Genomic DNA, 26,733 nt, shown 5'->3' with positions numbered 1-26,733 from the left:
GCTATGATTGGAATCGAGTTACTTGTCGTGCTCGCCGCTATCTATCTAGGGGCCCGGATAGGCAGCATCGGCATCGGCTTTGCCGGTGGTTTGGGGGTACTGGTACTGACCTGGGGTCTGGGCATGCCCATCCCGAGTGATCAGCTGGTCGCCTATCTGCCTTGGGACGTGATCATGATCATCGCGTCCGTCATCTGTGCCATCGCCTGTATGCAACTGGCGGGCGGGATGGACTACCTGGTCTCCCTTGCCGAGAAAGCGCTGCGTAAAAATCCCAAGCACATCACCTTCGCCGCGCCGGTCGTCACCTACCTGATGACCATGCTGGCCGGTACCGGCCACACCGCCTTCTCCACCCTGCCGGTGATTGCCGAAGTGGCCAAGGAGCAGGGAATTCGCCCTTCCCGCCCACTCTCCATCGCTGTGGTCGCCTCCCAGATCGCCATCACCGCTTCCCCGATCTCGGCAGCCGTGGTCGCCTTCTCCGGCATGCTCGAGCCGCTCGGTGTCGATTACCTGACCCTGCTGGCCATCTGCATCCCGTCCAGCTTCCTTGCCTGTATCCTGGGCGCCTTCGTGGCCAACATGCTGGGCAAACCGCTGGATCAGGACGAAGTCTACCTGGAGCGCAAGGCCAAGGGCCTGATCAAGCTGCGCGGCACCAGCAAGGTTGAACTCAAGCCTTACGCCAAGCTCTCCGTCGGCATCTTCATCGTCGCCATCGTCGCGGTCATGGCCTATGCCACCGCCATCTCCGGTAACGTGGGTCTTATCTCCAACCCGCCAATCCCTCGTGATGGCGCCATCATGGGCATCATGCTCTCCGCCGCCACCCTGATGGTGCTGTTCTGCAAACTGGACGCCGCCCAGATCACCAACATGCCGACCTTCAAGTCCGGTATGTCCGCCTGCATCTGTGTACTGGGTGTGGCCTGGTTGGGTAACGTCTTCGTGAAGGGCAACATGGTCGAGATCCAGGCCTTCGCCGGCGATCTGCTGAGCCAATACAGCTGGCTGCTGGCCGTGGTGCTGTTCTTCTCCTCCATGCTGCTGTACTCCCAGGGTGCCACCACCAAGGCCCTGATGCCGGCCGCACTGGCACTGGGTGTGAGCCCGCTGGCTGCCATCGCCTCCTTCGCCGCCGTGAGCGCGCTGTTCGTGCTGCCAACCTACCCGACCCTGCTGGCCGCGGTCGAGATGGATGACACCGGCTCAACCCGGATCGGCAAGGCGGTGTTCAACCACCCCTTCTTCATCCCGGGTGTGGCCACCATCGCCATGGCAGTGGCGCTTGGCTTCTTCTTCGGCGGCATGATCCTCTGATCATCCGAGTCGATGACTGCATGCACAACGGCCCTTCGGGGCCGTTTTCTTTTTTAGACAAGCTCATTCAGGTCAGGTCAGCTTATGGAGGAGAGAATTAATCACCGTCATAAATACTAAAAACAGCGCTATGACACTCACCTCTCTGAGCTTTAATGGTCAAAAACACTACTATCTGCTAGTGAATGACGATCTCAAGCTGCCGATCTGGACCCTGGCTCAGACCAGCCAGACCCGGCGTCTCGAGCAACAGGCCAGCAGCCTGTTCTGGCACCATCCCGCCAGTAGCAGCCTCTGCAAGCTGGTTACCGACAAATATCCCCGCTGGAGCCTGCGCTGGTTCTGTCGGGATCTGCTCGGCAAACGGCTGATCGGCCACATCGATGCCTTTCGTGAATACCGTAGTAACCGCCTGATCCGCCAGGCCGGCCTCAATGTCGTGCCCTGCAAGGCGGCAGGCCTGGCGCTCAATCCGCTAAACCCCCTCGCCTCTTTCCTCGCCGTACAATACCTGCAGGATCATCAGTCCGGTGAGGCGTACTTTCGCCAGGCCGATGAAGCCGGCCGGCTTGCCTTGCTTCGCGCCCTTGCCAGGGATGTCTTGGCATTGGCCAGGCAGGGTTACCATCACAGAGATCTGCATCTCGGCAACCTGATGCTGGCCCCCTCAGGTGCCATCGTCTGGATAGATACCCATGTGCGTCGCCTGCCTCTGCTGCAGACCCAGCGCAAGCAGGCGCTCATTGCCTCCCTGGAGTCCCACAAGCTGTTTGGTCTGCGCTATCACTACTATCTGCTGAGCCAGCTCGCACTCTTGCATCACGCACAGTAAAAAGCCGCTCCAGGGAGCGGCTTTCATCATCAAGGGCAGGATGTCAGACCGTGGTCTGGCGAGTCCCGAAGTAATCGGCAAGGAAGTCGTCGAACGACAGGCTGTCACCGCGCTCCCGCTCCCGCTGCTTGGCGAGGGAATCCCGCGCCTCACCCGCAAAATAAGCTTCATCCCAGTACTGCAGCTCACCGGCCAGCATCTCTTCCCGGTAGCGGCTCGCCAGCTCGTCGCCAAAGCAGCCATTGTCCTGACCACTCTCCAGCAGTTGCTTGAGCAGGCGGGCAGAGTAGGTCAGCTCGGGGTTGTGCAGCTTCTCGCGGTGCATGGCCAGCGTCTCGCGATAGCGGTTGCGGCCACAGCAGCGATCCAGCAGCCCGGCGACCTGATCCAGCTCGTCGAACAGCTTGAGACCGAACTCTTTGAGGCCGATGGGGTTACCCTGCTCGTCTTCCAGTTCGAGGCCGGGACGACGTCCCTCCAGCACCACCTTGTTCTGGTTGCGACGGTTGCGGGCAATCTCCGCCTCAGTCAGGACCGGGGACGGGCGCAGCAGACACCAGACCAGGAACAAGTCGAAGAAGCGGATCTGATCCACATCGATGCCGAACGGCGTGAAGGGGTTCACGTCCACGGTGCGCAGCTCGATGTATTCGATGCCGCGCTGCTCCAGCGCATCGGACGGCTTCTCGCCGCTGCGCGGGGTACGTTTGGGACGAATGGGCGCATACAACTCGTTCTCCAGCTGCAGCACGTTGTCGTTGAGCTGACGGTATTCACCGTTCACCTTGACCCCAATCTTCGCGAACTCGGGATCATGGGTGCTGATGGCACGGCGCAGGCTGGCCACATAGGCCGGCAGGTTGTCGTGGCTGATATTGAGTCGGCTCTGGGAGCTGCTGGTATAGCCGAGATCCGACAACCGCAGCGCGGTAGCATAGGGCAGATAGAGGGTGCCCTTGCCGGTCTTCTGGAACGGCAGGCTACTCTTGCGCCCCTTTAGGAAGGAGTCGCAGATGGCCGGTGAGGCGCCAAACAGATAGGGCACCAGCCAGCCGAAGCGGTACACGTTGCGAATAAGCCCCATGTACTTCTCGGAGATGAAACGCTGGCTGCAGCAGCCCTCGCCCACCAGATCCTGCCATTCGCACCAGAAGCTGTCTGGCATGGAGAAGTTAAAATGCACCCCGGCGATCACCTGCATCAGGCTGCCGTAACGATTCTTCAAGCCCTGGCGGTACAGGGTCTTCATCTTGCCAATATTGGAGCTGCCGTACTGGGCCAGGCGGATGCTCTCCTCATCCCCGATGAAACAGGGCATGGAGAGCGGCCAGATCCGCTCATCACCGATATGGTGGATGGTATGGCGATGGATGTCGCCGAGCTGCTCGATCAGGCTCTCGATGGAGTCGGTGGCCGGGGTAATGAACTCCAGCAGGCTCTCGGAGTAATCGGTGGTGATGTTGGCATGGGTCAGGGCCGAGCCCAGACTCTTGGGATGATCGCTCTGGGAGAGCGCACCCTCGGGGGTGATGCGCAGACATTCACGTTCGATCCCGCGCCGGATCCCCTTGAGGGCGGTCACCCGTTCCGGCGAACCCAGGGCAGTCAACAACTCGGTGAGCGACAAGCTAGTAGTAGTCATATTCACGGCTCATGGTTGGCCGCCCCCATCGGGGCGGCGCTCATTTTGTGTAGCGCCCTCAGGGCAGCTGCAACGGATAAATGGGAAGATGAAGCTCCGCCAGCGGTTTTTCAAGCTTTTGCTTGTCACCTACCACCACTATTACCATATCGGCCGGATCCAGCCAGCGAGCCGCACTGGCCTTTAGCGCCTCAGGCGACACCGTTTTGATCAGCTTGTTCTGGGCCTGCACATAGTCAGGTTTCAGGTCATACATGATCATCTGCAGCAAGAAGCCGGCCTTCTGCGCCAGGGTCTCGTAGGAGAGCGCATCCTGCTGGGAGACGGCGCTGCGCATATAGGCCAGCTCCACCGGGGTCGGGCCGCTGGCACGGTAGCCATCCATTTCCTTGAGGAACTGGCGAATGGCATCCACGGTCGCATCGCTGCGCACGTTGGCGCCGGTGGCGAACACACCCGCCTCACGATTGGCGGAGAAGCCCGAGCTGGCACCATAGGTGTAGCCCTTGTCTTCCCGCAGGTTGAGGTTGATGCGGCTGTTGAAGTTGCCCCCCAGATTGAAGTTCATCAGGTTCGCGGTGAAGTAATCCCCCGTGGTATCAAACGCCATGGCGCGGCGACCGATGCGGATCACCGACTGGGGCGCGCCCGGTTTGTCCACCAGGTAGATACCGGGTTTGGCCTGCTCACCCTTGGGCTTGAGATCTCCCAGCTGGGGCGCTGCGCCCTTCCACTCGGTCAGGAAACCAAGTTGATCCTCGATCTGTTGCTGGGTCACATCGCCGGTCACCACCACCTTGGCATTGGTCGGGTTGTAGTACTCCTGATAGAAGCGCTTCACATCCGCCAGGGTCAGCTTCTCGACATCGTTCAGCACCCCGTTGGTCGGTTGACCGAGCCGGTTTTGCTTGCCGTAGACCAGCTCCCGGAACGCCTGACCGGCCAGCCACTCAGGCTGCTGCTCGCTCTGCTTCATGCCTTGCAGCATCTGCGCCTTGAGCCGTTCAAAATCCGCCTCCCGCATGCCGGGACGCATCAAGACTTCGCGCACCAGTGCCAGCGTCTGGGGCAACTTGTCGGTCAGGCTGCTGATGGTGATGAGGTTGTTGTACTGGGCGGTTGAGACGCTGATGCTGGCACCGAGTTTTTGCAACTCGTCGCTGAGCTCGGCCTCGGAGAGGCGTACCGTGCCCTGCTCCAGCATGGCGGCGGTGAGGCTGGCGAGACCCAGCTCACCCTTGCCTTCGGCCCGAATACCGCCCGGCAGGGCGATCATGATGGAGACCGCCGGGATCTCGTCACTCTGGGTGCCGATGAGCTCGATGCCCTTGTCCAGCTTGCCGCGCCAGATAGCTGGCACCTTGACGCTGACCGCCTCGGCCGCCTTGGGCTGGACGCTCCTGTCGAAACTGTCTTTGACTGGCCGCAGCGCCAGCGCCTCGGCATGCTGACTGTAATCCGGCAACTCCCGCTTGGCGGGGGTGAAGTTCGGCGTGCCCGCCTGCCAATCGGTCTTACCCTTGGGCACCACGCTCAGCACCACGGCAGGCTTGCCGGCGATGAACTTGTCATAGGCTGCCTTGACGTCAGAGGCCTTGACCTGACTGATGGCATCCAGATTCTTGAACACATAGTTCGGATCCTGCGCCAGCACCTGGCCCATGGCGAGCTGGCTCACCTTGCCCTCGATGCTGTCCAGCCCCCAGATGGCGGCGGCGCGATAGCTGCTGATGGCCTTCTCGAGATCGTCAGGTTTGAGGCCACGGGTGGCAAACTCCGCGATCACCTTGTCGACCTCGTCTTTGAGGGTCTTGAGGTTGCCGTCCTGCGCCGGGTTCGGATAGGCGTACACCGTCAGGGTACAGGCCAGCTCCTCGCAGGAGTGAGAGGCGCCGACCTCGATGGCCTTGCCGGTCTTGACCAGGGACTGATAGAGCATGGAGCTGGCGGAGCCGCCGAGCACATCGGCGAAGATATCGAGCGCCGGCTCCTGCGGATCACCGAGCGCCACCGTCGGGTAGCTGATGTAGAGCAGCGGCAGGTGCACCTTGTCTTCCAGGGTGACGTAGCGGGTCTCGGGCAGGCTCACCGGCTCGGGCGTCGGCTCGGCCACGTCGGGCCCGCGGGGAATGGAGCCGAAGTATTGCTCAATCCAGGCCAGCGCCTGCTGGGTGTCGAAATCGCCGCCCAGGGTCAGGGTAGCGTTGTTCGGCCCGTACCAGCGCAGGAAGAACTGCTTGAGGTCATCGACCCCGACTCTGTCCAAATCTTCCACATAGCCGATGGGTTGCCAAGAGTAAGGATGGGAGCGCGGATAGAGCACCTCGCCCACCTTCTCGCTCACCAGACCATAGGGCTGGTTGTCGATGCGCTGGGCCCGTTCGTTCTTGACGGTGGCGCGCTGGATCTCGAATTTCTTCTGGCTCACCGCATCGAGCAGGAAGCCCATGCGATCCGCTTCCAGCCACAACACCTTCTCCAGCTGGTTGGCCGGCACGGTCTCGTAGTAGTTGGTTCTGTCCTTGTTGGTGGTGCCGTTCATGTCACCACCCGCCTCGTTGATGATCCGCATGTGCTGCTGATCGCCAACGTGCTTGGAGCCCTGGAACATCATGTGCTCGAAGAAGTGAGCGAAACCGGACTTGCCCACGGTCTCGCGGGACGAGCCCACGTGATAGGTCACGTCGAGGTGAACCAGGGGATCGGACTTGTCGGGTGCCAGGATCACGGTCAGGCCGTTATCGAGCTTGTACATCTGATAGGGAATACCGAGCTTGCCCTCCTGCTTGACCTGTTCAGAGACCAGGGTCGGGGCGGCCAGCACCGGCAGGGCAAAGCCCAGCAGCAGGCTTAATGGAATGAGTTTGTTCACGGTTACCTCGTGGCTGCACGGAAAACGAGACTAGAGAATATGCCTGGCAGCAGCCTGAGCGGCTGCAAGTCCAGGGCCGGGGCTGCCAGCGCTGGCAGGGTAGAGTCCAATGAGATGCCTGATGGAGCGCGTTCTGTCACTGTTACCTCACCAATGAAAAAAGAGGCTAGAAGATCTGCTTGGCCAGCAACAACACCACGGCATAACGCACCAGTTTACCGAGCCCTATCAGCACAAGAGAACGCCAAAATGAGAAACGGAGCCAACCGGCCAGCAGACAGAGTCCATCACCGATCACCGGCACCCAGGTAAAAAACAGGCACCAGTGACCATGGAGTTTGAGCCAACCGAGCGCTTTTTGTTCCCCACGGCCTTGAAAATCTTCCGGTTTTTTCTTGTAAGTAGCAAGCCAGCCGAGCCACCAGGTGGTCATGGAGCCCAGGGTATTGCCCAGGGTCGCCCACAGCAGCAGGCTGGTCATGCTCCACTTGTCCTGATTGGCCATTACCCCCAGCAGCACTTCCGAGCTGCCGGGTAACAGGGTCGCCGAGGTGAAGGCACTGAGAAACAGCCAACCCAGCCCGGTTTCCAGCGCCGCCATCAGGCAGGATAGCGTTCGGCGGCAGGCATGCGCAGCACCAGTTTGCCACGGGTATGGCCGCGCTCGAGGGCCTGATGCGCCAGGGCCCCCTCTGCCAACGTGTGTTCGCCCGCCAGGGTGATGTGCGCACCCCCCTGGCGCAGCAGGATCAGCATCTGGGCCAGCTGCCTGGTATCGGGGTGTACCAGCATGCCGGTCACCTCTACGCCCAGCGCCGCGCCGGCATCCTTGATCAGCTGCGCCGTGAGGGTCGGCACCGTCACCAGCTTGCCACCCTTGGCGACACAGGCCAGCGCCGCCTTGCCACTTTCCCCCCCCATCAGATCCAGCACCAGATCCACCGGCCCGACCTGGGCGACCCAGTCGGCGTCGTGGTAATCCACCATCTTGCTGGCGCCGATCCCATGCAGGAAGACGTGATTGTCCTTGCTCGCGGTGACCACCACCTCGGCGCCATAGGCACTGGCAAACTGCACCGCCAGATGGCCCACCCCGCCGGCACCGGCCAGGATCAGCACTCGCTGCCCTCCCTTGAGGCCACCGTGCTCGAACAATCCCTGCCAGGCGGTGAGGCCCGCCAGGGGCAGCGCGGCGCCCTGCTTGAGACTGACGCCGTCGAGTTTGACCAGTTCACGCTCGCTCACCACGATGGATTCGGCATAGCCGCCCCCCGCCAGCGGGAAACCCACCATGCCACACACCGGCTCCCCTTCCTTGAAGGCGCTGACGCCCGGGCCGAGCTTCTCGATCACGCCCGCCACGTCATAACCCGGCGTCCAGGGCAGCTTGTCCTTGTTCTGGGCCGCCGCCCAGCCGAGGCCGGCCCGGGTCTTGGCGTCGATGGGATTGACCCCGGCATAACAGATGCGCACCCGAACCTCCCCCTCTGCGGGCACCTTGTCGAGGGAGGGGTTGAGCTTAAGTACCGAGGGGTCGCCGAATGCGGTAATCTGTAGCTGCGTCATTGCACAATCCATCCTGTTGATTGATCAAGGATCAACAGAATAACAGCGAGGGCATCATGGCTCGAATGTTTCTTATTCCTCTGTTGCTGGCACTGGGATGGTGGGCCTTGCTGCTCTACTTCCGCATCCCGCTCAAGCAAGGAGCCAAGGGGTTTTACTGGATCATCGGCCTCGGTGGCGGTCTGGCGGCATTCCTCAGCCTGATGATGGTGCTGACTCACTAGCCCGCGAGCCTCCCCCGGCAACAAAGAGGGTGCTGACTCACTAGCAGCCCCCGGCAATCCCCAGCAACAACGAGGCCACCCTGGGGTGGCCTCGCGTTCAACTGGCGGATGTATTGAGATAGTAATGGCGGTTGCTGCCCTGCCCCAGCACCCCCTGTGCCAGCAGATGCTGGAACACCCTGTCCACCTCTTCCAGCGGCATGGCCAGCACCTCTGCCACCTTGCGCTTGCTGCACTTGAGCTCGCCACTCTCCAGCGCGCCACGCACCCGTTCCACCAGGGCGGGCGCCGGGGCCGGTTTGTCGACCAGGATGTCAGCGGCCTCCGATGACACAGCCTCGGTGCGCTCTCGCTGCTGCAGCAACCACTGGCGGCGGAAGCGGTTCTCCGCCCCGATCAGGCTGACGAAATAGGCACCGAATGCATCGAGCAGCACCGAGAGGAAGCAGACCAGCAGGAACTGCACCTGGCTGATGCTCATGCCCACCCCGTCCGCCAGGCTGCTCATCAGCCCCAGCATGGAGGACTGCTCGTTGAGCGGCTTGGCATCGCGCTCCAGCCGCAGCTCATCCTGCTTCAACCTGAGCTTGGTATTGGCCTGCTGCAAGCCGCTGACGCCGCTGGAGATCCGTGCCATCTCGATGTACTTGCGCGCCGCCTCCTCGTTGAGCTGGATCTGGCGCTCGATGCTGGCGATCTGCTCGTCGAAGCGCGCCAGTTCCCGCTCGTGGCGCGCCTGCTGACTCAGAATGGTGTTGGTGGCGCTGTTGATGCCGCCGATACTGCCACCGATGGAGATGGCCGCCAGCACGCTGTAAAACAGCAGCGACCAGAAGGCGCCGCCGAAATCGCGGCGCGCCTTGCACTCACCGTACTCGTACCAGACGTAAAACTTGCCCAGTTCGAAGATGATGGCGAGCCCGCCGAACAGCCACTTCATCAGCGGGTTGTCGTCGATGGAGAGAAACAGCAGCAGGGAGAAGACGATGGAGGCCAGAATAGCCAACCCGGTAAAACTGTAAACCGTGGTCAGTGCGAACCAGCCCTTGGGGTAGCGCAGTGCGGCGGTGTCCTGTGTAGTCATGATGAAGAGGCGATGTGGTGCAGAGGAAATTTGGCTGCCGATTATAGTCAGCCAGACCGCAGAATGAAGACCCATCGCCGGATTTCCTTCATATCCCGGTTTGGATGGGCAGAACCCGACCTAATTGGACAAATAGCCATCCCTGCGCCGCCTCGGGCGGCTGGTGCAGGCGCAGCGTTACATCTCTATTCCGCCATGATTAAGGGACGGGCGAATACACTGACACTCATTCCCCTGACATCGAGGTCATCATGCGCACTCTCACCCCCCTGCTGCTCAGCCTGTTATTCGTCCAGGGCGCCGCGTCGGCCACGCCTCCCCACAAGGACGACGACGGCATCAGGATCTCCACCGACAACATCAAGGTGAACCTGGGCTGGGACGACAAGGAGTACGGTTGGTGGCAGGACAACTGCCTGGATGTCAGCACCCGCGACAACCGCATCCAGCTCAACTGCGACAACATGGACGGCAAATACCGCGACCACTACAACCGCAGCATCCACAGCGGCAACAACCCCGGCAAGGGCCATGACAAACAGAAGGGAAAAGATAAGGGGAACAACAAGAATAAATGACGCTGGCAAGCCCCTGCTACCGTCAGGGGCCCCACTCAGCGACAGCAAAAGATGCGGTTTATTTACATGTATTAGGAATAATTGACTGACATTCTTTATATTCTGGCCTCAGGTCAGAGGATGTCGACCCAATCCACCACGTTACCCGCCCGTTCATCACCAACTCCCGCAAGAGCTGGCGCGAACGCCGTTCCGTTTCCGTTAAGCTTGATGGCGATACACTGCGCCTCCTCCTGCTGTGACGAGGCTATCATGCGCAACTCCATCTCCCATTTGCTCTCCCGACTGCTCAATAGCGGCGCGGCATTTGACGCGCCCCCTGCACGCCCCGATGCCGCGACAACGCGTCAAAATGAGCCATCTCAGGCGAAGCGAGATGCCGCCATGAGGCAGCATGACGAACCAGAAACAATGATTCCAGCAAAAGAAGTGAATGGAAAAACAGAGTAAATTAGCGCGTTACACTGCCTTATCTACCAGTAATTTTCCGCACTGATATTGCCCGGCGCCCGCCGCAGATTCTTGGCCAACCCCAGCGCCAGCAAGGCCTGCTGGGTCTCCTTCACCATGGCAGGATTGCCACAGATCATCACCTGACTGTGCTCGGCCGCAAACTCGAGCCCAACCCGCGCCTGCAACCGCCCGTCACCGATGGCTGCCGGGATCCGGCCGCTGATGGCATCCGGCCACTCCTCCCGACTGACGAAGGGAACATAGCGAAAACGCCCGTCATACTGCTCGATCAGGCTGGTAATCAGCGCCTGATAGGTGAGCTCTTCGCCCTTGCGCACCCCGTGCACCAGCACCAGATTCTCGAAGCGCTCGAACGCCTCACCGTCTGCCAGCATGGCGAGGAAGGGGCCGATGGCGGTACCGGTGGAGAGCAGCCAGAGATCGCGCCCGGCGGGCAGCTCATCCAGGGTCAGAAACCCCGTCCCTTGCGAGTAGACCAACAGGCTGTCTCCGGGCTGCAAGGCACCGAGCGAGGGGGTCAGTTCGCCGTCCGGGATCTCGACCAGATAGAATTCGTGATAGGGGGCAGAGGGAGGATTGACGAAAGAGTACGCGCGCTGAATGCGCTGCTCACCCCGTTGCAGGGCCAGCTTGGTAAATTGCCCCGCCTTGTAGGGGGCGAGGTCCGCCGCGATACGCAGGGAAAACAGGGTGGACGTCCACTCGATTCGCTCGAGTACCCGACCTTCGACCCAGGCAGCCATAAGGATCTCCTCCAGAAGAACAGAACCTCACTTTACCCTTTGATCCCCCCTTGATTCAAAAAGAAAAAAACCCGCGCAGTTGCGCGGGTTTTTTCTGCAAAGCGAGACGCTATTACAGAGCAACAACCTGGATCTGTACGGTTGCTTTGACGTCAGCGTGCAGCTGAACAACAACTTCGTACTCGCCGGTGTTACGCAGAACGTTGCCCATACGGACTTCGCTCTTGGCAACGGCGACGCCGGCAGCAGTGATGGCTTCAGCCACGTCACGGGTACCGATGGAACCGAACAGCTTGCCTTCGTCGCCAGATTTGGAGGCGATAACAACGGCAGCCAGTTCACCCAGCTTGGCAGCGCGCTCTTCAGCGGCAGCTTTACCGGCAGCCAGTTTGGCTTCCAGTTCAGCACGGCGAGCATCGAAGGTCTCGATGTTGGCCTTGGTAGCCATAACGGCTTTGCCTTGCGGGATCAGATAGTTACGGGCGTAGCCAGCTTTAACAGCGACTTGATCACCCAGACCGCCCAGTTTGGCGATTTTGTCGAGCAGGATAACTTGCATTACCTTTCCTCTAAGAAAGTTGAGTTAGGCTTAAGTGCCGGACCGATTCTTACTTGTTGTGCAGATCGGTGTACGGCAGCAGAGCCAGGTAACGAGCACGCTTGATGGCGCGTGCCAGCTGACGCTGATACTTGGCGCGGGTACCGGTGATACGGCTCGGTACGATCTTGCCAGATTCAGTGACGTAGTTTTTCAGAGTAACGATATCTTTGTAGTCGATCTCGGTAACGTTCTCGGCGGTGAAGCGGCAGAACTTACGACGACGGAAATAACGTGCCATGGCCTTTATCCTCTATTCAGTGATCCAGAATTACTCTTCGGAAGAAGCTTCAACAGCATCTTCGCGGCGCTCGTCGTCACGACGTGGGAAGCGCTCTTCTTTGGCCTTGGCCATCGGAGAAACTTCAGTCACGGCGTGCTTGGTGCGCATGATCATGTTGCGGATAACGGCATCGTTGAAGCGGAAGTTGGTTTCCAGCTCATCGATAACGGCCTGCTCGGCTTCCACGTTCATCAGAACGTAGTGAGCTTTGTGCAGCTTGTCGATCGGGTAAGCCAGTTGACGACGGCCCCAATCTTCCATGCGATGAATAGTGCCACCAGCGGTGGTGATAGCGCCGGTGTAACGCTCGATCATGCCAGGTACTTGCTCGCTCTGGTCCGGGTGAACCATGAAGACGATTTCGTAATGACGCATTAATTAGCTCCTTACGGATTAATTCAGCCTCCGCCCAGGTGCAGCCAAACCTCGGAGGCAAGGAACATAGTGGTGTTTAAACACTGCTTTCTAGGGCGGCGTATTGTACGAAATCGCCTCTCTCACTGCAACTGGCGTCGACAGATGTTTTTATCGATGGCTTCGATACAAAACTTCAATTGATAACAATTATCATTTAGATCTATTCTATCCTCATGACCTTATGGAGGGTGATAGCATGCAACCCGCGTTGAGCACGGCCATCCCGGCCCGCAAATTCAAGCTGACCCTGCTGGGGCCCGCCTTTATTGCCGCCATCGGCTATATAGATCCGGGTAATTTCGCCACCAATATCCAGGCGGGATCCACCTTTGGCTATCAACTGTTGTGGGTGGTGGTGTGGGCCAACCTGATGGCCATGCTGGTGCAGACCCTCTCCGCCAAGCTCGGTATCGTCACCGGCAAGAACCTGGCGGAGCACATCCGCGACAAGTTGCCCAAACCCGCGGTTTGGGCCTACTGGGTACAGGCGGAGCTCATCGCCATGGCCACCGATCTCGCCGAGTTCATCGGCGCGGCCGTGGGCTTCAAGCTGCTGCTCGGCGTCACCTTGCTGGAAGGGGCCTGCATCACGGCCGTGGTCACCTGGGCTATCCTGATGCTGCAGAGCCGTGGCCAGAAGCCGCTGGAGTTCGTGGTGGGCGGCCTGCTGCTGTTCGTCGCCGCCGCCTATATCGTCGAACTGGTGTTCTCTCGCCCTCACCTGCCAAGCCTGCTGGAAGGCGCTCTCTTCCCGGGCCTGCCCAACAGCGATGCCGTCTATCTCGCCGCCGGCGTGCTCGGCGCAACCGTCATGCCCCACGTCATCTATCTGCACTCGGCGCTGACCCAGCACACCCAGGATCAGGGCACCATCACCCAGCGATTGCACACCACCAAGGTGGATGTCGCCATCGCCATGACCATCGCCGGCTTCGTCAACCTGGCCATGATGGCCATGGCCGCGGCGGCTTTCCACGGCACGGGCAGCCAGCCGGTGGCCGAGCTGGAAACCGCCTACCAGACGCTCACCCCCTTGCTCGGGCCGGCGGCGGCGACCCTGTTTGGCCTATCCCTGGTGGCGTCCGGCATCTCTTCCACCGTGGTGGGCACACTCGCCGGCCAGGTGGTGATGCAGGGCTTCGTGCGTTTCACCATTCCGCTCTGGCTGCGCCGGGCCATCACCATGGCCCCCGCCTTCGTGGTGATCGCCATGGGGTTCAACACCACCGAGATCCTGGTACTGAGCCAGGTGGTCCTGAGCTTTGGTATCGCCCTTGCGCTCATTCCCCTGCTGATCCTGACCGGCGATCGCACCCTGATGGGCCAGCATCGCAATCACCCGGTCACCCAGGCACTGGGACGCCTGATCGTCGCCCTGGTGATCGGCCTCAACGCCTACCTGCTGGTCTCCATGATCTAGCGCCCAATCGGCCACCTCCAGACAGGCTCATTAACGCGGGTTAATGAGCCTGTCTGCACTTTGGCGTATGCTGCGACTTTCCTCATATGCCGTACGCAGGAGCCATTCATGGAACATAGCCGCGCCAGCTTCGTGCTGGGCCATCATCAGGAGCAGGCCAAAGTGGTCTATTGCCAGGCCGCTCAGCCGACCCTGCTGGTGACCGACCTCACACCTTTTCATCCCCAGAGCCACCTCTGGCCCGATCAACCGGGAGACGTGGGCACTGTGGTATGGGATGGCGGCAGTGCCGCCGTGGGCCCCTGCCGCATGGGCGCCATCAGCCCGGATGGCGAGCTGTTTGTCGATCAGGATATTCCGGTCAAGCGCGGCGCCGAAGGTTGGGCCTTCGTGGTGGTGCATCCGCTGGCTGGCAAGCATGAGCTGGCGGTCGGCAGTGAGGTCGAGTTGCGGGTGGATGCCGAGGCTCGCCATGGCCTGAGCCTGGGTCACAGCGGCTGCCACCTGGCGGCACTGGCGCTCAACCGGGTAGTCGCTGCTTACTGGCGTAAGGAAGTGGACGAGCGGGATGCCCTCGGTCAGCCGGATTTTGACCGGCTCGCCATTGCGCTTTCCAGGGTCGAGCCTAACGGCTCCCGGGAGCAGTACCGGATCGGCAAGAGCCTGCGCAAGAAGGGGGTGATGGCGGTGGAGCTGCTCGCGGCCCTGCCCGCCATCGAACAAAGCATTAATGAGCAGTTGGCCAGTTGGCTGGCAGAGGGGGGCGAGATCCGCCGCTCACGGGCCGGCGACGCCATCATCGACTCGCGCTACTGGCACTGTGTGCTCGAAGGAAACGAGCTGACCATCCCCTGCGGTGGTACTCATGTCGGCAGCCTGGCCGAGCTGGGTCAGGTCAGGGTACAACTCACCCCCGCAGAGGAAGGCTTCACCCTGATCAGCCGGGTCGCCCCTTAAGCAAAACGCCGAGTCGGCCATGTCTCGACTCGGCGTTCTCCCATCAGCTAAGCCTGATCAGCAGGATGCCGCACAGGATCACCAGGGCGGCGACTACCCTGACCCGTCCCAGCCGCTCCCCCAGCCAGAGCCAGGAGAGCAGCACGGCAAACAGCACGCTGCTTTCTCGCAGCGCTGCCACCAGCCCGATGGGCGCCTTGGTCATGGCCCAGATGACGATGCCGTAGGCGAGCAGCGACAACCCGCCCCCGACGGCCCCCTTATACCAGTCAACCCGGTTCAGCGTGCGCCAGGCACCACGGCTCTGCCACTGCATCAGCAGCGGCATAACTAGGGCTGTCAGGGTGAATAGCCAGAGGGTATAACGCACCGGCGCGCCGGCCGAGCGCGCCCCCATGCCATCAGACAGGGTGTAGGCGGCGGTAAAGAGCGCCGTGATCAACACGGCGATAAGGGCGGCAGGCTCCAACCTGATGCCGCCGCGCCACGCCATCAGCAGAACCCCGCTCACCAGCACCAGAGCCCCCACCGCAGCCAGCCATCCGGGCCACTCCCCCAGCAGCAGGGCCCCGAGCAGCAGGGTCAGCAGTGGGGCGCTGCCACGGGCAAGGGGATAGATCTGGCCAAACTCTCCGAGCCGGTAGGCGCGGCCGAGAAACAGGCAATAACCGCAATGCAGCAGCACCGAGAGTGCCAGCCAGGGATACTCGGCCGGTGCAGGCAGTCCCACCAGCGGCAAGAAGGGGAGAGAAAACAGGCCGGAGCAGAGGGCGACCAGCAAGACGCTGACCCGGCCCGCAGCCTGGCGCTTGGCTAGCGCGTTCCAGAGCGCGTGCAACAGGGCGGCCAGCAAGATGGCCGCGAAGATGGTGGGAGTCACGACAGGGTTCCAGTCCATTCGGGACGGGCATCATACCCGTTTGTAGCACAGCAATCTGGGAGCCATCTCATGAAGGCTCCCTTGGCTCGGCGTCGGCTCAGGGTGCCTTGCGCATCCCCATATGCGGGATGTCGTCTTCGATATAGCCCTCCCCTTCCGCCACGAAACCGTGCTGCCCATAGAAACCCTGCAGGTGGGCCTGGGCCCCGAGCCAGATGGAATGACCCGGCCAGACAGTTTCACAGCCTTTGACGGCCTCGCTCAATAGACGGTGACCCAGACCACCGCCCCGCGATGCGGGCGAGCTAACCACCCGGCCGATAGCAACACCCTGCTCGTCACCTATACCGGGGGCCATGATGCGGGCGTAGGCCGCCAGATGCCGGCCCTCATAGCCGAGCAGGTGCAATACGCCATCACGGCGATCCAGTCCGTCCAGATCCTGGAAGGGACAGGTCTGCTCCACCACAAACACCTCGGCGCGCAGGGCAAGCAACTCATACAATTCGTCCGTGGTGAGGTCACACCAGGGCTTGAGACTCCAATTCATCGACAACTCCTTATGGATCCGGCCCGCCAGCATAAACGCCCAGGCCAGCGCCGGCATTAACCTTGGTTAAGACTCTTGAGCCGCTTGCGAATGCGGCTGAGGCTGATGGGGCTGATGCCGAGATAGGCGGCGATCTGGTGATCCGGTACCCTGGCATCCAGCGCCGGAAAATGGTCAAGGAAGTGCTGGTAACGGGCCTGGGGACTCTCGGTCAGCAGTAGCAGCTCTTTTTCTTCCTTGATGCGCAGCTGCACAGCCAGCAGGTGATGATACCAGTCGGACCAGCAGGGAAGCTGGCGCAGATCGGCCAGGGAGAACAGTTGCAACCGGCAGGGCTCCAGCGCCTCCAGGCTATAACGGGCGGGTTCACCCGAGAGCAGATGATGGAAGTCGATGAACTCGTCCCCCTCCCAGTAGAACTCCTTGATGTACTCGCGCCCGTCCGCCAGTACCACCTTGGCCCGCAGCAACCCCTGCTCCACCCTGACCAGCAGATCCGGGCTGTCGCCGGCATGCCAGAGGCAGGATTTGGGAGCGAGCCGCAGCGAGCGGGCAAAAGAGAGGAGGCGCTCGGCCTCCTGCTCATTCATGACCCTATCCAGACTGAACTGGGGTCTGTCCATCTTCTGACTCAGCTGCGGCGCTGACGCACGGCTTCGAACAGGCAGACGCCGGTCGCCACCGAGACGTTGAGGCTCGATACCGCGCCAGCCATCGGGATGCTTACCAGCTCGTCGCAATGCTCGCGCGTCAAGCGGCGCATGCCCTTGCCCTCGGCTCCCATCACCAACGCCATCGGACCGGTCAACTTGGCCTGATAGAGATCGTGATCCGCCTCGCCGGCGGTGCCGACTAGCCAGACGCCACGCTCCTGCAACTCGCGCAGGCTGCGGGCCAGGTTGGTGACCTGGATGAGCGGCACCACTTCGGCGGCGCCGCAGGCAACCTTGCGCACCACAGAAGTCAAACCAGTGGCCTTGTCCCGCGGCACGATCACCGCATGGACACCCGCCGCATCGGCGCTGCGCAGGCAGGCACCGAGGTTGTGCGGATCGGTCACCCCGTCCAGCACCAGCAGGAAAGGCTCGGTCTGCTGCTCGGCAAGCTGATCCAGCAGGTTGGCCAGGTCGTGCTCGGCCAGCTTGGGCGCTTCAATTACCTTGGCCATGATGCCCTGGTGATTGTTGCCCTCGGCTTTGTCATCAAGCGTCTTGCGGTTCACGCTCTGCACCTTGAGGCCGAGGGATTCCAGCTCGTCCAGTAAGGGTTGCAGCCGGTCATCCTCGCGCCCCTTGAGAGCCCACACTTCGATGAAACGCTCCGGGGTGCGCTCAAGCAGCGCAGATACAGCGTGAATGCCGTAGATCAGTTCAGTACTCATTTAGTGCTCTTGGCCTTGTCACGAGCCTTCTTGCTCGGTCGTCTGTTGTTGGGTTTGGCGTGGCCACCCCGGTCGGATTTGCCGCTATCCTTGCCGCCTTCTTTGCGTTTCTCGTGACGCTGGCCACCCTTGGCGGGCTTGCGCACGACCTCTTTGCCATCCTTGCCGGTGAGTGGTGCTTCCACCATCACGAAGTCGATCTTGCGATCGTCCAGGTTCACGCCCATCACCTTGACCCGGACCTTGTCACCCAGGCGGTAGCGACGGCGGAAGTTTTCGCCGATCAGCTGCATGTGCAGGGGATCAAACTGGTAGTAGTCGTTGGTGAGGGTGCTGACATGCACCAGACCGTCGATGTGGATATCCGCCAGTCGGACGAAGAAGCCGAAACCGGTGACGCTGGCGATGACGCCGTCAAAGTCGTCACCCACGTGATCCAGCATGTACTCACACTTGAGCCAGTCGGCTACATCGCGAGTCGCATCGTCGGCACGGCGCTCGGTCATGGAGCAGTGCTCGCCCATAGGATCCACTTCTTCCAGCTGGTAGTGATAACCACCGCTTGGTGTCCACTTGTGGCGCAGATTACCCTGCTGCTCCTTGGCCGTCTGGTATTTAATAGCACGGTGCAGGATGAGATCCGGGTAACGACGGATCGGTGAGGTGAAGTGGGCGTAAGACTTCAAGGCCAGACCGAAGTGACCGATGTTGTCGGCCTGATAGACCGCCTGGCGCATGGAGCGCAGCAACATGGTGGAGAGCAGCTCGGCATCCGGGCGCCCTTCAAACTTGGCAGCCAGCTCGGCGAAATCTTTCGGCTCGGGCTCGAGGCCACCCTTGAGCTCCAGACCCAGCTCGGCCAGGAAGTCACGGAAGGCGATCAGACGCTCTTCACCCGGACGGTCGTGGGTACGGAACAGGGCGGCGGCTTCGTTCTTCTCGATGTAACGGGCAGCGGCCACGTTCGCCTGGATCATGCACTCTTCGATGATCTTGTGAGCGTCGTTGCGCACCAGCGGCACGATCTGGTCGATCTTGCGCTGGGCGTTGAAGATGAAGCGGGTCTCGTCGCTCTCGAACTCCACCGCACCACGCTGGTGACGGGCGTGCTTGAGCGCCTTGTAGAGGTTGTTGAGCTCTTCGATGTGCCCGATCAGCGGTTCGTACTGCTGACGCAGCTTGGGCTCGCCATCCAGAATGCCGGCCACCTTGCTGTAGGTCATGCGCGCGTGGGAGTTCATCACGGCTTCGTAGAACTTGTAACCGGACATGCGGCCAGCGGCGGAGATGGTCATCTCGCACACCATGCACAGGCGATCAACTTGCGGGTTCAGGGAACACAAGCCGTTGGAGAGCACCTCCGGCAGCATGGGCACCACGAACTCGGGGAAGTAGACGGAGTTGCCACGCTGATAGGCCTCGGCATCCAGCGCCGTGCCGGGCTTCACATAGGCGGACACGTCGGCGATGGCCACCCACAGGCGCCAGCCGCCACCGCGTTTGGCTTCACAGAACACGGCATCATCGAAGTCGCGAGCATCTTCCCCATCGATGGTGATGAGCGGCAGGGCGCGCAAGTCGATGCGACCCTCCTTGGCCTTCTCCGGCACCTGCTCGCCGAGACCGGCGACCTCTTTGGTCACCTCTTCCGGCCAGGTGTGGGGGATGCCGTGGGTACGCAGGGCGATCTCGATCTCCATGCCCGGCGCCATGTTCTCGCCCAGCACGTCCAGCACGGTACCGACCGCATTGATGCGGGAAGTGGCGCGCTGGGTGATCCGCACGACCACCACCTGGCTCTGGCGGGCACCCTTGTTCTCCCCTTCCGGGATGATGATGTCCTGGCCGATGCGGCTGTCATCCGGTACCACGAAACCAACCCCGTTCTCGACGAAATAGCGACCGACGATGTCGGCCTCACGGGCCTTGAGCAGACGCACCAGACGCGCTTCCTGACGCCCCTTGCGGTCGATCTCGGTCGGCTGCACCAGCACGTAGTCACCGTGCATCAGGCGCTGCATCTCGCGGTTGTTCAGGAACAGATCCGATCCGCCACCCTCGGGGCGCAGAAAACCGAATCCATCTTTGTGACCGAGCACATAGCCTTTCACCAGATTCAGACGATCCGGCAGGGCGTAACATTGGTTGCGAGTGAACACCAACTGTCCATCACGTTCCATGGCGCGCAGACGACGGCGCAAGGCTTCCAACGGTTCTTCGTCGGTCAGCTTGAGGGCCTTGGCCAACTCCTCACGGGACATGGGTTTCTCATGGCCCCTGATGAGCTCCAGCAGCATCTCGCGACTGGCGATAGGATTTTCGTATTTTTCGGCCTCGCGTTGGAGGAAAGGATCTTTTTGAGACATAAGCAGGCCTTAGGGTAGGTAATAATGAAGACATTATATCGAAGGGGGGAGCTAATGGCATCCATCGACTGCCTTTTGGCCAATCTCTCTGTCATACTGGGCCCAGTTTGCAGGTATGTGAGACTCGGAACTCATGAGCAAGGACTCGTTCGCCCAATCCGCCGCCTATTTGAAACAGGCGGTACCCTTGATGATCAAGTATCAAATCCCTACCACCCCGAATAATTACCACCTTTGGTATAACTACGTCTCAGGCGACATGCCCGAGCTGAACAGTGCCATCGATCAGGCGGTCAAACTGCAGGGAACCTGCTCCCTGCCTACCTGTGAGCGCCTCTATCACCAGCACCTCGCCAACCAGGATGAGCAGCAACTGGAGGCCATGAAACTCAGTCTGGCCGCCATGGCCAACGAGCTCGGTCACTCCATGCAGGATGCGCTGGTCGATACCGGTCAGTTCCAGGCCATGCTCGACAAGAGTTTCGACCGGCTGAGCCTCATCGATGACGAGGGGCTGAGTCTGGATGACACCATGACCATCTTGCGCGAGCTGGTACGCGAATCGCGGGACGTGCGCATGTCCACCCTGCACTTTCGCAATCAGCTCAGCAGCGCCGAGAAGGAGATCAAGGAGCTGAAGGAGGCGCTGAGCGAAACCCGCAAACTGGCCACCGAAGACGCCCTCACCAATCTGCTCAATCGCCGCGCCTTCGATCTGGAGATGGACTGCCTGATCCGCAACCGCCAGCCGTTCTCGCTGATCATGGTCGACATCGACCGCTTCAAGAGCTTCAACGACGAGTACGGTCATCTGCTGGGGGATCAGGTGCTGCGCATCTTCGGCAAGCGACTGCGGGAAGCGAGCAAGGAAGGGATCACCGCCTATCGACTCGGGGGGGAAGAGTTTGCCCTGCTGGCGCCGCGCCGCTCCCTATCGTTGACCCGCCAGATGGCGGAGAGCCTGCGCCGGGCCATCGAAAAGATGTCGATCCTGGATCGCAAGTCCGGTCGCCGCATCGATCACATCACCGCCTCGTTCGGTGTCGGTGAACACAATGGCCAGGAGACCGGCGATGCCTTGGTCGAGCGCACCGACAAGCTGCTCTACAAGGCCAAGGAGCTGGGCCGCAACCGGGTGATGCCGCTGCCCTCCTGAACGCACAGGGTGCAACGTCGAATAGTAAAAAGGCCGGTCAATGACCGGCCTTTTTCATTCTGGCGATGCGTTTAGAGGCTCTTGAGCTTCTCTTCCGGCAAGGCCAGCTCGTCGTTATGGTTGACGCCGATGCCGCGCTCCAGCACGTGGCGGGCGATGGCATGGGCCTCCTCCAGCGAGTGCATGCTGTAGGTACCGCACTGGTACTCGTTCAGCTCGGGGATCTTGCCCTGCTCCTGTACGGTCAGTACGTCGCTCATAGCGGCTTTCCAGGCAGCGCCCACACGGGCCTCATCCGGTGCGCCGATCAGGCTCATGTAGAAACCGGTACGGCAGCCCATGGGGGAGATGTCGATGATCTCGACCCCATCCCCATTGAGATGGTCGCGCATAAAGCCGGCAAACAGGTGCTCCAGCGTGTGGATGCCGCGCTCGGAGAGGATCTCCTGGTTAGGCACGCAGAAACGCAGGTCGAACACGGTAATGGTGTCCTTGCTCGGGGTCTGCATGGTCTTGGCCACCCGCACTGCAGGGGCTTCCATACGGGTATGGTCGACGGTAAAACTGTCCAATAACGGCATTTCTGACTCCTGATTGGTTACGAGAACCAGCCCCCGCTGGGGAGCTGTTCCTTGCATTGTCGGTACTGGGCGCCGTAGCGCTGAGCGCGGGCCTCCACCTTGCGGGAGACCTTCATCAGCCACCCTTTGCTGCGATAGCTGCCACGCCGGTAGCCACCCCAGCCTTCGTGATAATTGAGATACTGACCATAGGCATCCCACTTGGAGGTGCCATTGAGCCGCTGCGCCTTGCTAGTGTACCAGCCCATGAAATCGATGGCGTCGGCAAAGTCGTCGCGATCGCTCCAGCCATTCCCGCTTTCCCGCTGATAATCATCCCAAGTTTCATCTTTCACCTGAGCATAACCATAGGCCGAGCTGGCGCGCCCAGTCGGGATGAACAGGAAATACTGCATCGGCGGCTGGGCATCATGCACGAAGGAGGACTCCTGATACATCATGGCCATCACCACATGCACCGGGGTGCCCCAACGCTCGGTCATATTGAGCGCCGCCTTGTGCCACTCCGGCTTCTCCCGAAAAATCTGGCACAGGTTCTCCGGCTGGGCCGGCGGCTTGCTACTACAGGCTGTCAGGCCCATCAACAGGCCTGCCACCACCACGAGACGCATCCACATCAGCGCGATGCCATCTTTACTGTCGTTACGAGGCGCATCCATAACATCAAATAGCGTCTTCGTTCTCTTCGCCAGTACGGATGCGAATAACGCGTTCCACTTCACAGACGAAAATCTTGCCATCACCAATCTTGCCGGTGCGGGCGGTATTCTGGATGGCCTCCAGACAGGCGTCGAGGTCTTCGTCCTGCACCACCAGCTCGACTTTTACCTTGGGCAGGAAATCCACCATGTATTCGGCACCGCGGTAGAGTTCGGTATGGCCTTTCTGACGACCGAAGCCTTTGACTTCGGACACTGTCATGCCGTTGATGCCGATCTCGGCCAGGGCCTCGCGCACATCGTCCAGCTTGAACGGTTTGATGATGGCTTCAATCTTCTTCATGGTGACTCCTTACCAGTTCTGTTTGCCAAACCCGGAGGTGATGGGGTAACGGCGATCCTTACCAAAGTTGCGGGCCGTGATGCGGGGCCCGACAGCGGCTTGGCGACGCTTGTATTCATTGAGATCCACCAAGCGGATCACCTTGCGCACCACCGCCTCCTCGAAGCCCTCCGCCACCAGATCGGTGACCGAAGCATCCTCTTCCACATAACGCTTGAGGATCGCATCCAGGATGTCATAGGGCGGCAGGCTGTCTTGATCCACCTGATCTGGCGCCAGCTCTGCCGACGGGGGGCGATCGATGACCCGCTGCGGGATCACATAATCGACGCTGTTGCGATATTCGCACAACTTGAAGACTAGGGTCTTGGGCACATCCTTGAGCACATCGAAGCCGCCGGCCATGTCGCCATAGAGGGTGGCATAACCGACCGCCATTTCGCTCTTGTTGCCCGTGGTCAACACAATGCGGCGGCGTTTGTTGGAGAGCGCCATCAAAAGCACGCCGCGGCAGCGGGCCTGCAGGTTCTCTTCGGTGGTATCGCGAGCGGTACCGGCAAACAAGGGGGCAAGCTGGGTCATAAAGCCCTCGAACATGGGCTCGATGGAGATGATGTCAAACTCCACCCCCATCCGCTCAGCCTGCTCCTTGGCATCCTCCACGCTCATCTGGGCGGTGTAGCGGAACGGCATCATCACCGCCTGCACCTTGTCAGCACCGATGGCGTCGGCGGCAATAGCCAGGGTCAGGGCGGAATCGATGCCACCGGACAGACCCAACACCGCGCCCTGGAAGCCGTTCTTGGTGATGTAGTCACGCACCGCCAGCACCAGCGCCTGATAGATCTCGGCCAGAGGCTCGAGAGAAGCGGCGGGCTCTTTCACTTTCACCGGCTGACCCTGCTCGAAACGCACTAGCGCCAACTCTTCGGCGAAAGGTGCCAACTTGTGGGTCAGCTCACCCAAGCCATTGAATACCTTGGAGCAGCCATCGAAGATCAGCTCATCCTGGCCACACACCTGATTGAGGTACACCAGCGGCAGGCCGGTCTGGGCGCAACGCGCCGTCATCAGCTCGTGACGGATCCAGGGTTTTTCTCTGTCATAGGGAGAGGCATTGATGGTGAGCAGTAGCTCTGCTCCCGCCGCCTTGGCGGCCAGCGCAGGGTCCGCTTGCCACAGATCTTCGCAGATAAGCAGCCCAAGCTGGTGACCACGGAAGGAAACGACGCAAGTCTCTGAGCCAGCAGTGAAGTAGCGCTTCTCGTCAAAGACCCCGTAATTGGGCAAGTCTTGCTTGAAGTAACGGGCGACCAGCTGACCCCGCTCATAGAGAGAGGCCGCGTTGTAGAGCGCCTCACCCTCGCGCCAGGGATGCCCCACCAAAATGGCGCAATGACCCTGCCAGGCCGCGATGCGGCCCAGGGCAACCTCGACCCGGATCATCAGGTCGGCGCGCAGCAGCAGATCTTCCGGCGGGTAGCCGGTCAGCGCCAGCTCGGAACACACCAGCAGATCGACGCCTTGCAGCTCCGCCTGCGCGGCTGCGGCCAACACCTTGTCACAGTTATCTTCGATGGCGCCTACCGTCAGATTTAACTGGGCAAGCATCAGAGAGAGGGCTTTTGCCATGGCGATGCATCTTAAAATCAAAAATGATGGGGAATGATAAAGAAAAGGGGCTGGCTGTGCCAGCTCAACACTTGGCCTTTGCGCTGGAGTTCTGGCGGCCAAGAGATAAGATGTAACTAATCAAGGGAGACATTGCCATGGTCAAGGATGTGAAAGGATTCACCCTGCTTGAACTGATGATTGCCGTCAGTCTGGGTATCATCTTGCTTGGGATTGGTGCCCCCGCCATGTCGAGTCTGCTCAATGAGAACACGCTGCAGTTTGAATCCCGCTCAGTCCTGAAGTACTTGCGTTTTGCTCGCAGCCAAGCCGTCGACAACCAACAAACGGTCACCGCCTGCCTGGCCAACGCCAGCGATAACTGCGTCACCGCCAGCCCGACACAGCTGCTGGTGTTTATCGATGATAACGGCAATAACATCCTCAACAGCGGGGAGCAGTTCTTGGCAAGAAGCCCAACCTTCCCCAGAACATTGACCGCAGCCAACAACAGGATTTCCACGACGTTCAGCCCGGATGGCACCAGCCTGGTCACCAATGCCACCCTCAGCCTCTGCAGTCCGGGCAATGCCCAAGTTAATCTGGTCATAGCCCCTTCCGGGCGCACAACTCAGTCAACTCAAGCTAACATCTGCCCTTGATATTCATCGCAATTGACTCTCATCCTGCTGTCTAGCTTCTTTTGACTGGAACTTATCCCCCAATTGCTGGCATTCCAACAGCTTGAGCACAGGTACCACAACACCGTTCACTTCATATCCTCGCAGCTTGAATTTCTCCTGCACGGCCTGAGAGCTGCTATCTGCTACTGTGCCGTGCAATACGACCCGCTGCCCATTGGTCAGCTCGGTATAACACTTCATGTCATCCGCCAGCACAGAGCCTGATAATAAAACCCCCAGGCCCAACATCATCTTCAGCGGTTTCATTGCGCCTCTCCTTCATACAGGTAGATTTTTTTGGGCGACATGTCCATCTCGGCCTCTTCCGCCCCCTGGGCACATTCACCACCACCGGTACAGCGCTCGGGCTCACCACTTCCATCGTCTTTGAGGATGACCTCTTCCCCTGCTCCGCCACCAATGATGCGTATTTTCGCGTCATCACCCGCATGTACGACCAGGTCATCCGCCACCTTGTTTTGCACTTCCACATAGCGTTCTGGCGTTTCATTGCCGTCCAGATCCACCACGTAGCGGAAGGAGCTGCCATAGTGCATATCCACCATATATTGGCGCGCCGCCCCAATGGACTGAATGGTGCACTGCTGGAATGACTGAACCTGGGGTAGGAAGGAGGTGAAATAGAGCTTGCCCTGCAGTACCACACCCGCCCCCAGCGACTTCTCACCCTCTTCGTTCAACCAGTTGACCCAGCCCTTCGCACTGGTAATACCGGCCTTGGTTGCCAGAATGCCGGTACTGGTGGTCTGTGCCGACAAGGGATCATTGGTCACATCGTAGAGTTCTGAAATCTGGATAGCCGACCTAGTGGGCGAAGTCGATGTACGCGGCATCACATCGTAGTCACGCAACATGAAGTAGCCGTTATGGACGGTTGATTCAGAGGAAGGGCGATTGCGGTCACCACTTCCTATCAACACCGCATCGAAGGGACGATCCTGATAGGAGTAGGTTGTATTTCCCCCGACAACCGTTGCCGTCACTTGCTTGTTGATAGTTCTGACCACTATGGGCTGGGTAAAGAAGCGGCGGTCATCTGCCTGGGTCGTGTCCGATCCCAGACTGGCAAACTTGAATACCTTCCAATCGGATTTAGTGGCAGAAGGAAGGTCCATCCGCCATATATTCCCCCCGGTATCCCCTACGTAGATACGATCCGTTTTGTCATCGCCATCACTGTCCAGAGTAGCCGCCGAGCCAGGCATGCTATCAAGCATCCCTGTTACCTGCAGGTTGGTGGTCGAGGTCGCAGCTGGAGTTGCGCTAAACAGGAGTGCCCCCGTCGCCGCGTTGACGATGTAGATCCCCCGCCCCATGCTGTCACTCGCCCCCAGCCCCAGAGCATTCTTGTTCGAGTCATAGCCTCCGGTAAAAATCAAAACCGGATCTGTGACCCCAGGCACGAACGCGATCTCGGGCACAGACCAGGTCAATCCCAGTTCGCCGAACCCCGTCGTCTGCGAATTCAAACGCCATTTCAGGGTCGGGG

The 26,733-nt window shown here is 60.4% G+C and carries 28 protein-coding genes and 1 pseudogene; 9 read left to right on the top strand and 20 right to left on the bottom strand.

The window, feature by feature from the left end; all coding sequences use genetic code 11:
* Window positions 1–3 precede the first annotated feature (3 nt).
* Together BN1137_RS19360 and BN1137_RS19355 are read left to right on the top strand one after the other, a co-directional pair.
* Complete coding sequence (locus BN1137_RS19360) at window positions 4–1,323, top strand: anaerobic C4-dicarboxylate transporter (protein WP_050720156.1); 1,320 nt, start codon at window positions 4–6, stop codon at window positions 1,321–1,323.
* Window positions 1,324–1,453: 130 nt separating this feature from the next.
* Window positions 1,454–2,155 (top strand): lipopolysaccharide kinase InaA family protein, encoded by a 702-nt coding sequence (locus BN1137_RS19355; protein WP_050720155.1) that lies wholly within the window; start codon window positions 1,454–1,456, stop codon window positions 2,153–2,155.
* Between the two features lie 43 nt (window positions 2,156–2,198).
* Here BN1137_RS19355 and gshA read toward each other — a convergent pair whose 3' ends face one another.
* The 4 genes from gshA to BN1137_RS19335 all read right to left on the bottom strand — a co-directional run bounded on the left by gshA (window position 2,199) and on the right by BN1137_RS19335 (window position 8,235).
* Window positions 2,199–3,797 carry a glutamate--cysteine ligase gene (gene gshA, locus BN1137_RS19350; RefSeq protein ID WP_050720154.1) on the bottom strand — a complete coding sequence of 533 codons (1,599 nt, stop codon included), beginning with the start codon at window positions 3,795–3,797 and terminating at the stop codon, window positions 2,199–2,201.
* A gap of 58 nt (window positions 3,798–3,855) precedes the next feature.
* Entirely contained in the window at window positions 3,856–6,669 is a 2,814-nt protein-coding gene (locus BN1137_RS19345) for a M16 family metallopeptidase (protein ID WP_050720153.1), read from the bottom strand.
* 166 nt (window positions 6,670–6,835) lie between these two features.
* Window positions 6,836–7,270, bottom strand: a complete 435-nt coding sequence (locus BN1137_RS19340) for a YqaA family protein (protein WP_050720152.1) — start codon at window positions 7,268–7,270, stop codon at window positions 6,836–6,838.
* Window positions 7,270–8,235: an NADP-dependent oxidoreductase gene (locus BN1137_RS19335; protein ID WP_232306973.1), complete on the bottom strand. Its 966-nt coding sequence runs from the start codon at window positions 8,233–8,235 to the stop codon at window positions 7,270–7,272. The genes BN1137_RS19340 and BN1137_RS19335 overlap by 1 nt, the downstream gene beginning before the upstream one ends.
* A gap of 56 nt (window positions 8,236–8,291) precedes the next feature.
* Here BN1137_RS19335 and BN1137_RS22625 point away from each other — a divergent pair, with 56 nt between their 5' ends.
* A complete protein-coding gene (locus BN1137_RS22625; RefSeq protein WP_198150679.1) occupies window positions 8,292–8,459 on the top strand; it encodes a hypothetical protein in 168 nt (55 codons plus the stop codon).
* A 97-nt stretch (window positions 8,460–8,556) separates the two neighbouring features.
* Here BN1137_RS22625 and BN1137_RS19330 read toward each other — a convergent pair whose 3' ends face one another.
* On the bottom strand, window positions 8,557–9,543 hold the full coding sequence (locus BN1137_RS19330) for a hypothetical protein (protein WP_050720167.1): 987 nt from the start codon (window positions 9,541–9,543) through the stop codon (window positions 8,557–8,559).
* A 251-nt stretch (window positions 9,544–9,794) separates the two neighbouring features.
* Here BN1137_RS19330 and BN1137_RS19325 point away from each other — a divergent pair, with 251 nt between their 5' ends.
* Window positions 9,795–10,121, top strand: coding sequence for a hypothetical protein (locus tag BN1137_RS19325; protein WP_050720150.1), 327 nt, complete (start codon window positions 9,795–9,797; stop codon window positions 10,119–10,121).
* Between the two features lie 252 nt (window positions 10,122–10,373).
* The gene (locus BN1137_RS22620) at window positions 10,374–10,571 is read left to right on the top strand and encodes a hypothetical protein (protein ID WP_157433850.1); all 198 of its coding nucleotides are present in this window, start codon (window positions 10,374–10,376) and stop codon (window positions 10,569–10,571) included.
* A gap of 23 nt (window positions 10,572–10,594) precedes the next feature.
* On the opposite strand, the gene BN1137_RS19320 is transcribed toward BN1137_RS22620, so the two are convergent.
* The 4 genes from BN1137_RS19320 to rpsF all read right to left on the bottom strand — a co-directional run bounded on the left by BN1137_RS19320 (window position 10,595) and on the right by rpsF (window position 12,594).
* Window positions 10,595–11,338: a ferredoxin--NADP reductase gene (locus BN1137_RS19320; RefSeq protein WP_050720149.1), complete on the bottom strand. Its 744-nt coding sequence runs from the start codon at window positions 11,336–11,338 to the stop codon at window positions 10,595–10,597.
* A 112-nt stretch (window positions 11,339–11,450) separates the two neighbouring features.
* A complete protein-coding gene (rplI, locus tag BN1137_RS19315) occupies window positions 11,451–11,897 on the bottom strand; it encodes a 50S ribosomal protein L9 (protein WP_005331773.1) in 447 nt (148 codons plus the stop codon).
* Window positions 11,898–11,946: 49 nt separating this feature from the next.
* Window positions 11,947–12,177 (bottom strand): 30S ribosomal protein S18, encoded by a 231-nt coding sequence (gene rpsR / locus BN1137_RS19310; protein ID WP_005313392.1) that lies wholly within the window; start codon window positions 12,175–12,177, stop codon window positions 11,947–11,949.
* A gap of 30 nt (window positions 12,178–12,207) precedes the next feature.
* Window positions 12,208–12,594 (bottom strand): 30S ribosomal protein S6, encoded by a 387-nt coding sequence (rpsF, locus tag BN1137_RS19305; protein WP_050720148.1) that lies wholly within the window; start codon window positions 12,592–12,594, stop codon window positions 12,208–12,210.
* 238 nt (window positions 12,595–12,832) lie between these two features.
* Here rpsF and BN1137_RS19300 point away from each other — a divergent pair, with 238 nt between their 5' ends.
* Together BN1137_RS19300 and BN1137_RS19295 are read left to right on the top strand one after the other, a co-directional pair.
* Entirely contained in the window at window positions 12,833–14,056 is a 1,224-nt protein-coding gene (locus BN1137_RS19300) for an Nramp family divalent metal transporter (RefSeq protein ID WP_050720147.1), read from the top strand.
* A gap of 108 nt (window positions 14,057–14,164) precedes the next feature.
* The gene (locus BN1137_RS19295) at window positions 14,165–15,013 is read left to right on the top strand and encodes an alanyl-tRNA editing protein (protein ID WP_050720146.1); all 849 of its coding nucleotides are present in this window, start codon (window positions 14,165–14,167) and stop codon (window positions 15,011–15,013) included.
* Window positions 15,014–15,056: 43 nt separating this feature from the next.
* Here BN1137_RS19295 and BN1137_RS19290 read toward each other — a convergent pair whose 3' ends face one another.
* The 5 genes from BN1137_RS19290 to rnr form a co-directional block, all read right to left on the bottom strand.
* Window positions 15,057–15,893 carry a DMT family transporter gene (locus tag BN1137_RS19290; RefSeq protein WP_050720145.1) on the bottom strand — a complete coding sequence of 279 codons (837 nt, stop codon included), beginning with the start codon at window positions 15,891–15,893 and terminating at the stop codon, window positions 15,057–15,059.
* Window positions 15,894–15,990: 97 nt separating this feature from the next.
* Entirely contained in the window at window positions 15,991–16,443 is a 453-nt protein-coding gene (locus tag BN1137_RS19285) for a GNAT family N-acetyltransferase (protein ID WP_050720166.1), read from the bottom strand.
* A gap of 56 nt (window positions 16,444–16,499) precedes the next feature.
* Window positions 16,500–17,066 (bottom strand): Crp/Fnr family transcriptional regulator, encoded by a 567-nt coding sequence (locus BN1137_RS19280; RefSeq protein ID WP_050720144.1) that lies wholly within the window; start codon window positions 17,064–17,066, stop codon window positions 16,500–16,502.
* A gap of 8 nt (window positions 17,067–17,074) precedes the next feature.
* On the bottom strand, window positions 17,075–17,824 hold the full coding sequence (rlmB, locus tag BN1137_RS19275) for a 23S rRNA (guanosine(2251)-2'-O)-methyltransferase RlmB (RefSeq protein ID WP_050720143.1): 750 nt from the start codon (window positions 17,822–17,824) through the stop codon (window positions 17,075–17,077).
* Entirely contained in the window at window positions 17,821–20,190 is a 2,370-nt protein-coding gene (rnr, locus tag BN1137_RS19270; protein ID WP_050720142.1) for a ribonuclease R, read from the bottom strand. Before rnr ends, rlmB begins: the two co-directional genes overlap by 4 nt.
* A gap of 133 nt (window positions 20,191–20,323) precedes the next feature.
* Between rnr and BN1137_RS19265 the strand changes: the two genes are divergently transcribed.
* A complete protein-coding gene (locus BN1137_RS19265) occupies window positions 20,324–21,346 on the top strand; it encodes a GGDEF domain-containing protein (RefSeq protein WP_050720141.1) in 1,023 nt (340 codons plus the stop codon).
* A gap of 71 nt (window positions 21,347–21,417) precedes the next feature.
* Here the strand turns inward: BN1137_RS19265 and luxS are convergent, their stop codons facing one another.
* Genes luxS through BN1137_RS19245 form a run of 4 tightly spaced genes read right to left on the bottom strand, consistent with a single transcriptional unit; the run spans window position 21,418 to window position 24,561 of the window.
* Window positions 21,418–21,927, bottom strand: coding sequence for an S-ribosylhomocysteine lyase (gene luxS / locus BN1137_RS19260; RefSeq protein ID WP_050720140.1), 510 nt, complete (start codon window positions 21,925–21,927; stop codon window positions 21,418–21,420).
* A gap of 17 nt (window positions 21,928–21,944) precedes the next feature.
* On the bottom strand, window positions 21,945–22,538 hold the full coding sequence (locus BN1137_RS19255) for a transglycosylase SLT domain-containing protein (protein WP_232306974.1): 594 nt from the start codon (window positions 22,536–22,538) through the stop codon (window positions 21,945–21,947).
* Window positions 22,539–22,590: 52 nt separating this feature from the next.
* Window positions 22,591–22,929, bottom strand: a complete 339-nt coding sequence (gene glnB, locus BN1137_RS19250) for a nitrogen regulatory protein P-II (protein ID WP_005308848.1) — start codon at window positions 22,927–22,929, stop codon at window positions 22,591–22,593.
* A gap of 9 nt (window positions 22,930–22,938) precedes the next feature.
* Window positions 22,939–24,561, bottom strand: a complete 1,623-nt coding sequence (locus BN1137_RS19245; protein ID WP_050720138.1) for an NAD+ synthase — start codon at window positions 24,559–24,561, stop codon at window positions 22,939–22,941.
* 137 nt (window positions 24,562–24,698) lie between these two features.
* Here BN1137_RS19245 and BN1137_RS19240 point away from each other — a divergent pair, with 137 nt between their 5' ends.
* Window positions 24,699–25,202, top strand: coding sequence for a GspH/FimT family pseudopilin (locus BN1137_RS19240; protein ID WP_050720137.1), 504 nt, complete (start codon window positions 24,699–24,701; stop codon window positions 25,200–25,202).
* Between the two features lie 3 nt (window positions 25,203–25,205).
* Here the strand turns inward: BN1137_RS19240 and BN1137_RS19235 are convergent, their stop codons facing one another.
* Window positions 25,206–25,490 carry a TapY2 family type IVa secretion system protein gene (locus BN1137_RS19235; protein WP_050720136.1) on the bottom strand — a complete coding sequence of 95 codons (285 nt, stop codon included), beginning with the start codon at window positions 25,488–25,490 and terminating at the stop codon, window positions 25,206–25,208.
* Window positions 25,487–26,733, bottom strand: a pseudogene (locus BN1137_RS22760) (hypothetical protein); the annotation flags it as partial. The gene BN1137_RS19235 and the pseudogene BN1137_RS22760, both read right to left, overlap by 4 nt.

This window comes from Aeromonas tecta, from assembly GCF_000820185.1.
In the GTDB taxonomy this organism is placed as follows: domain Bacteria; phylum Pseudomonadota; class Gammaproteobacteria; order Enterobacterales; family Aeromonadaceae; genus Aeromonas; species Aeromonas tecta.
Note: the sequence above shows the minus strand (reverse complement) of the source record. Positions and strands in the feature narration are given on the sequence as shown.

Excerpts from the sequence above, each read along its gene's own strand:
- BN1137_RS19360 (WP_050720156.1), top strand. The coding sequence starts at position 4 with ATGATTGGAATCGAGTTACTTGTCGTGCTCGCCGCTATCTATCTAGGG.
- BN1137_RS19355 (WP_050720155.1), top strand. The coding sequence starts at position 1,454 with ATGACACTCACCTCTCTGAGCTTTAATGGTCAAAAACACTACTATCTG.
- gshA (WP_050720154.1), bottom strand. The coding sequence starts at position 3,797 with ATGACTACTACTAGCTTGTCGCTCACCGAGTTGTTGACTGCCCTGGGT.
- BN1137_RS19340 (WP_050720152.1), bottom strand. The coding sequence starts at position 7,270 with ATGGCGGCGCTGGAAACCGGGCTGGGTTGGCTGTTTCTCAGTGCCTTC.
- BN1137_RS19335 (WP_232306973.1), bottom strand. The coding sequence starts at position 8,235 with ATGACGCAGCTACAGATTACCGCATTCGGCGACCCCTCGGTACTTAAG.
- BN1137_RS22625 (WP_198150679.1), top strand. The coding sequence starts at position 8,292 with ATGGCTCGAATGTTTCTTATTCCTCTGTTGCTGGCACTGGGATGGTGG.
- BN1137_RS19330 (WP_050720167.1), bottom strand. The coding sequence starts at position 9,543 with ATGACTACACAGGACACCGCCGCACTGCGCTACCCCAAGGGCTGGTTC.
- BN1137_RS19325 (WP_050720150.1), top strand. The coding sequence starts at position 9,795 with ATGCGCACTCTCACCCCCCTGCTGCTCAGCCTGTTATTCGTCCAGGGC.
- BN1137_RS22620 (WP_157433850.1), top strand. The coding sequence starts at position 10,374 with ATGCGCAACTCCATCTCCCATTTGCTCTCCCGACTGCTCAATAGCGGC.
- BN1137_RS19320 (WP_050720149.1), bottom strand. The coding sequence starts at position 11,338 with ATGGCTGCCTGGGTCGAAGGTCGGGTACTCGAGCGAATCGAGTGGACG.
- rplI (WP_005331773.1), bottom strand. The coding sequence starts at position 11,897 with ATGCAAGTTATCCTGCTCGACAAAATCGCCAAACTGGGCGGTCTGGGT.
- rpsR (WP_005313392.1), bottom strand. The coding sequence starts at position 12,177 with ATGGCACGTTATTTCCGTCGTCGTAAGTTCTGCCGCTTCACCGCCGAG.
- rpsF (WP_050720148.1), bottom strand. The coding sequence starts at position 12,594 with ATGCGTCATTACGAAATCGTCTTCATGGTTCACCCGGACCAGAGCGAG.
- BN1137_RS19300 (WP_050720147.1), top strand. The coding sequence starts at position 12,833 with ATGCAACCCGCGTTGAGCACGGCCATCCCGGCCCGCAAATTCAAGCTG.
- BN1137_RS19295 (WP_050720146.1), top strand. The coding sequence starts at position 14,165 with ATGGAACATAGCCGCGCCAGCTTCGTGCTGGGCCATCATCAGGAGCAG.
- BN1137_RS19285 (WP_050720166.1), bottom strand. The coding sequence starts at position 16,443 with ATGAATTGGAGTCTCAAGCCCTGGTGTGACCTCACCACGGACGAATTG.
- BN1137_RS19280 (WP_050720144.1), bottom strand. The coding sequence starts at position 17,066 with ATGGACAGACCCCAGTTCAGTCTGGATAGGGTCATGAATGAGCAGGAG.
- rlmB (WP_050720143.1), bottom strand. The coding sequence starts at position 17,824 with ATGAGTACTGAACTGATCTACGGCATTCACGCTGTATCTGCGCTGCTT.
- rnr (WP_050720142.1), bottom strand. The coding sequence starts at position 20,190 with ATGTCTCAAAAAGATCCTTTCCTCCAACGCGAGGCCGAAAAATACGAA.
- BN1137_RS19265 (WP_050720141.1), top strand. The coding sequence starts at position 20,324 with ATGAGCAAGGACTCGTTCGCCCAATCCGCCGCCTATTTGAAACAGGCG.
- luxS (WP_050720140.1), bottom strand. The coding sequence starts at position 21,927 with ATGCCGTTATTGGACAGTTTTACCGTCGACCATACCCGTATGGAAGCC.
- BN1137_RS19255 (WP_232306974.1), bottom strand. The coding sequence starts at position 22,538 with ATGCGTCTCGTGGTGGTGGCAGGCCTGTTGATGGGCCTGACAGCCTGT.
- glnB (WP_005308848.1), bottom strand. The coding sequence starts at position 22,929 with ATGAAGAAGATTGAAGCCATCATCAAACCGTTCAAGCTGGACGATGTG.
- BN1137_RS19245 (WP_050720138.1), bottom strand. The coding sequence starts at position 24,561 with ATGGCAAAAGCCCTCTCTCTGATGCTTGCCCAGTTAAATCTGACGGTA.
- BN1137_RS19240 (WP_050720137.1), top strand. The coding sequence starts at position 24,699 with ATGGTCAAGGATGTGAAAGGATTCACCCTGCTTGAACTGATGATTGCC.
- BN1137_RS19235 (WP_050720136.1), bottom strand. The coding sequence starts at position 25,490 with ATGAAACCGCTGAAGATGATGTTGGGCCTGGGGGTTTTATTATCAGGC.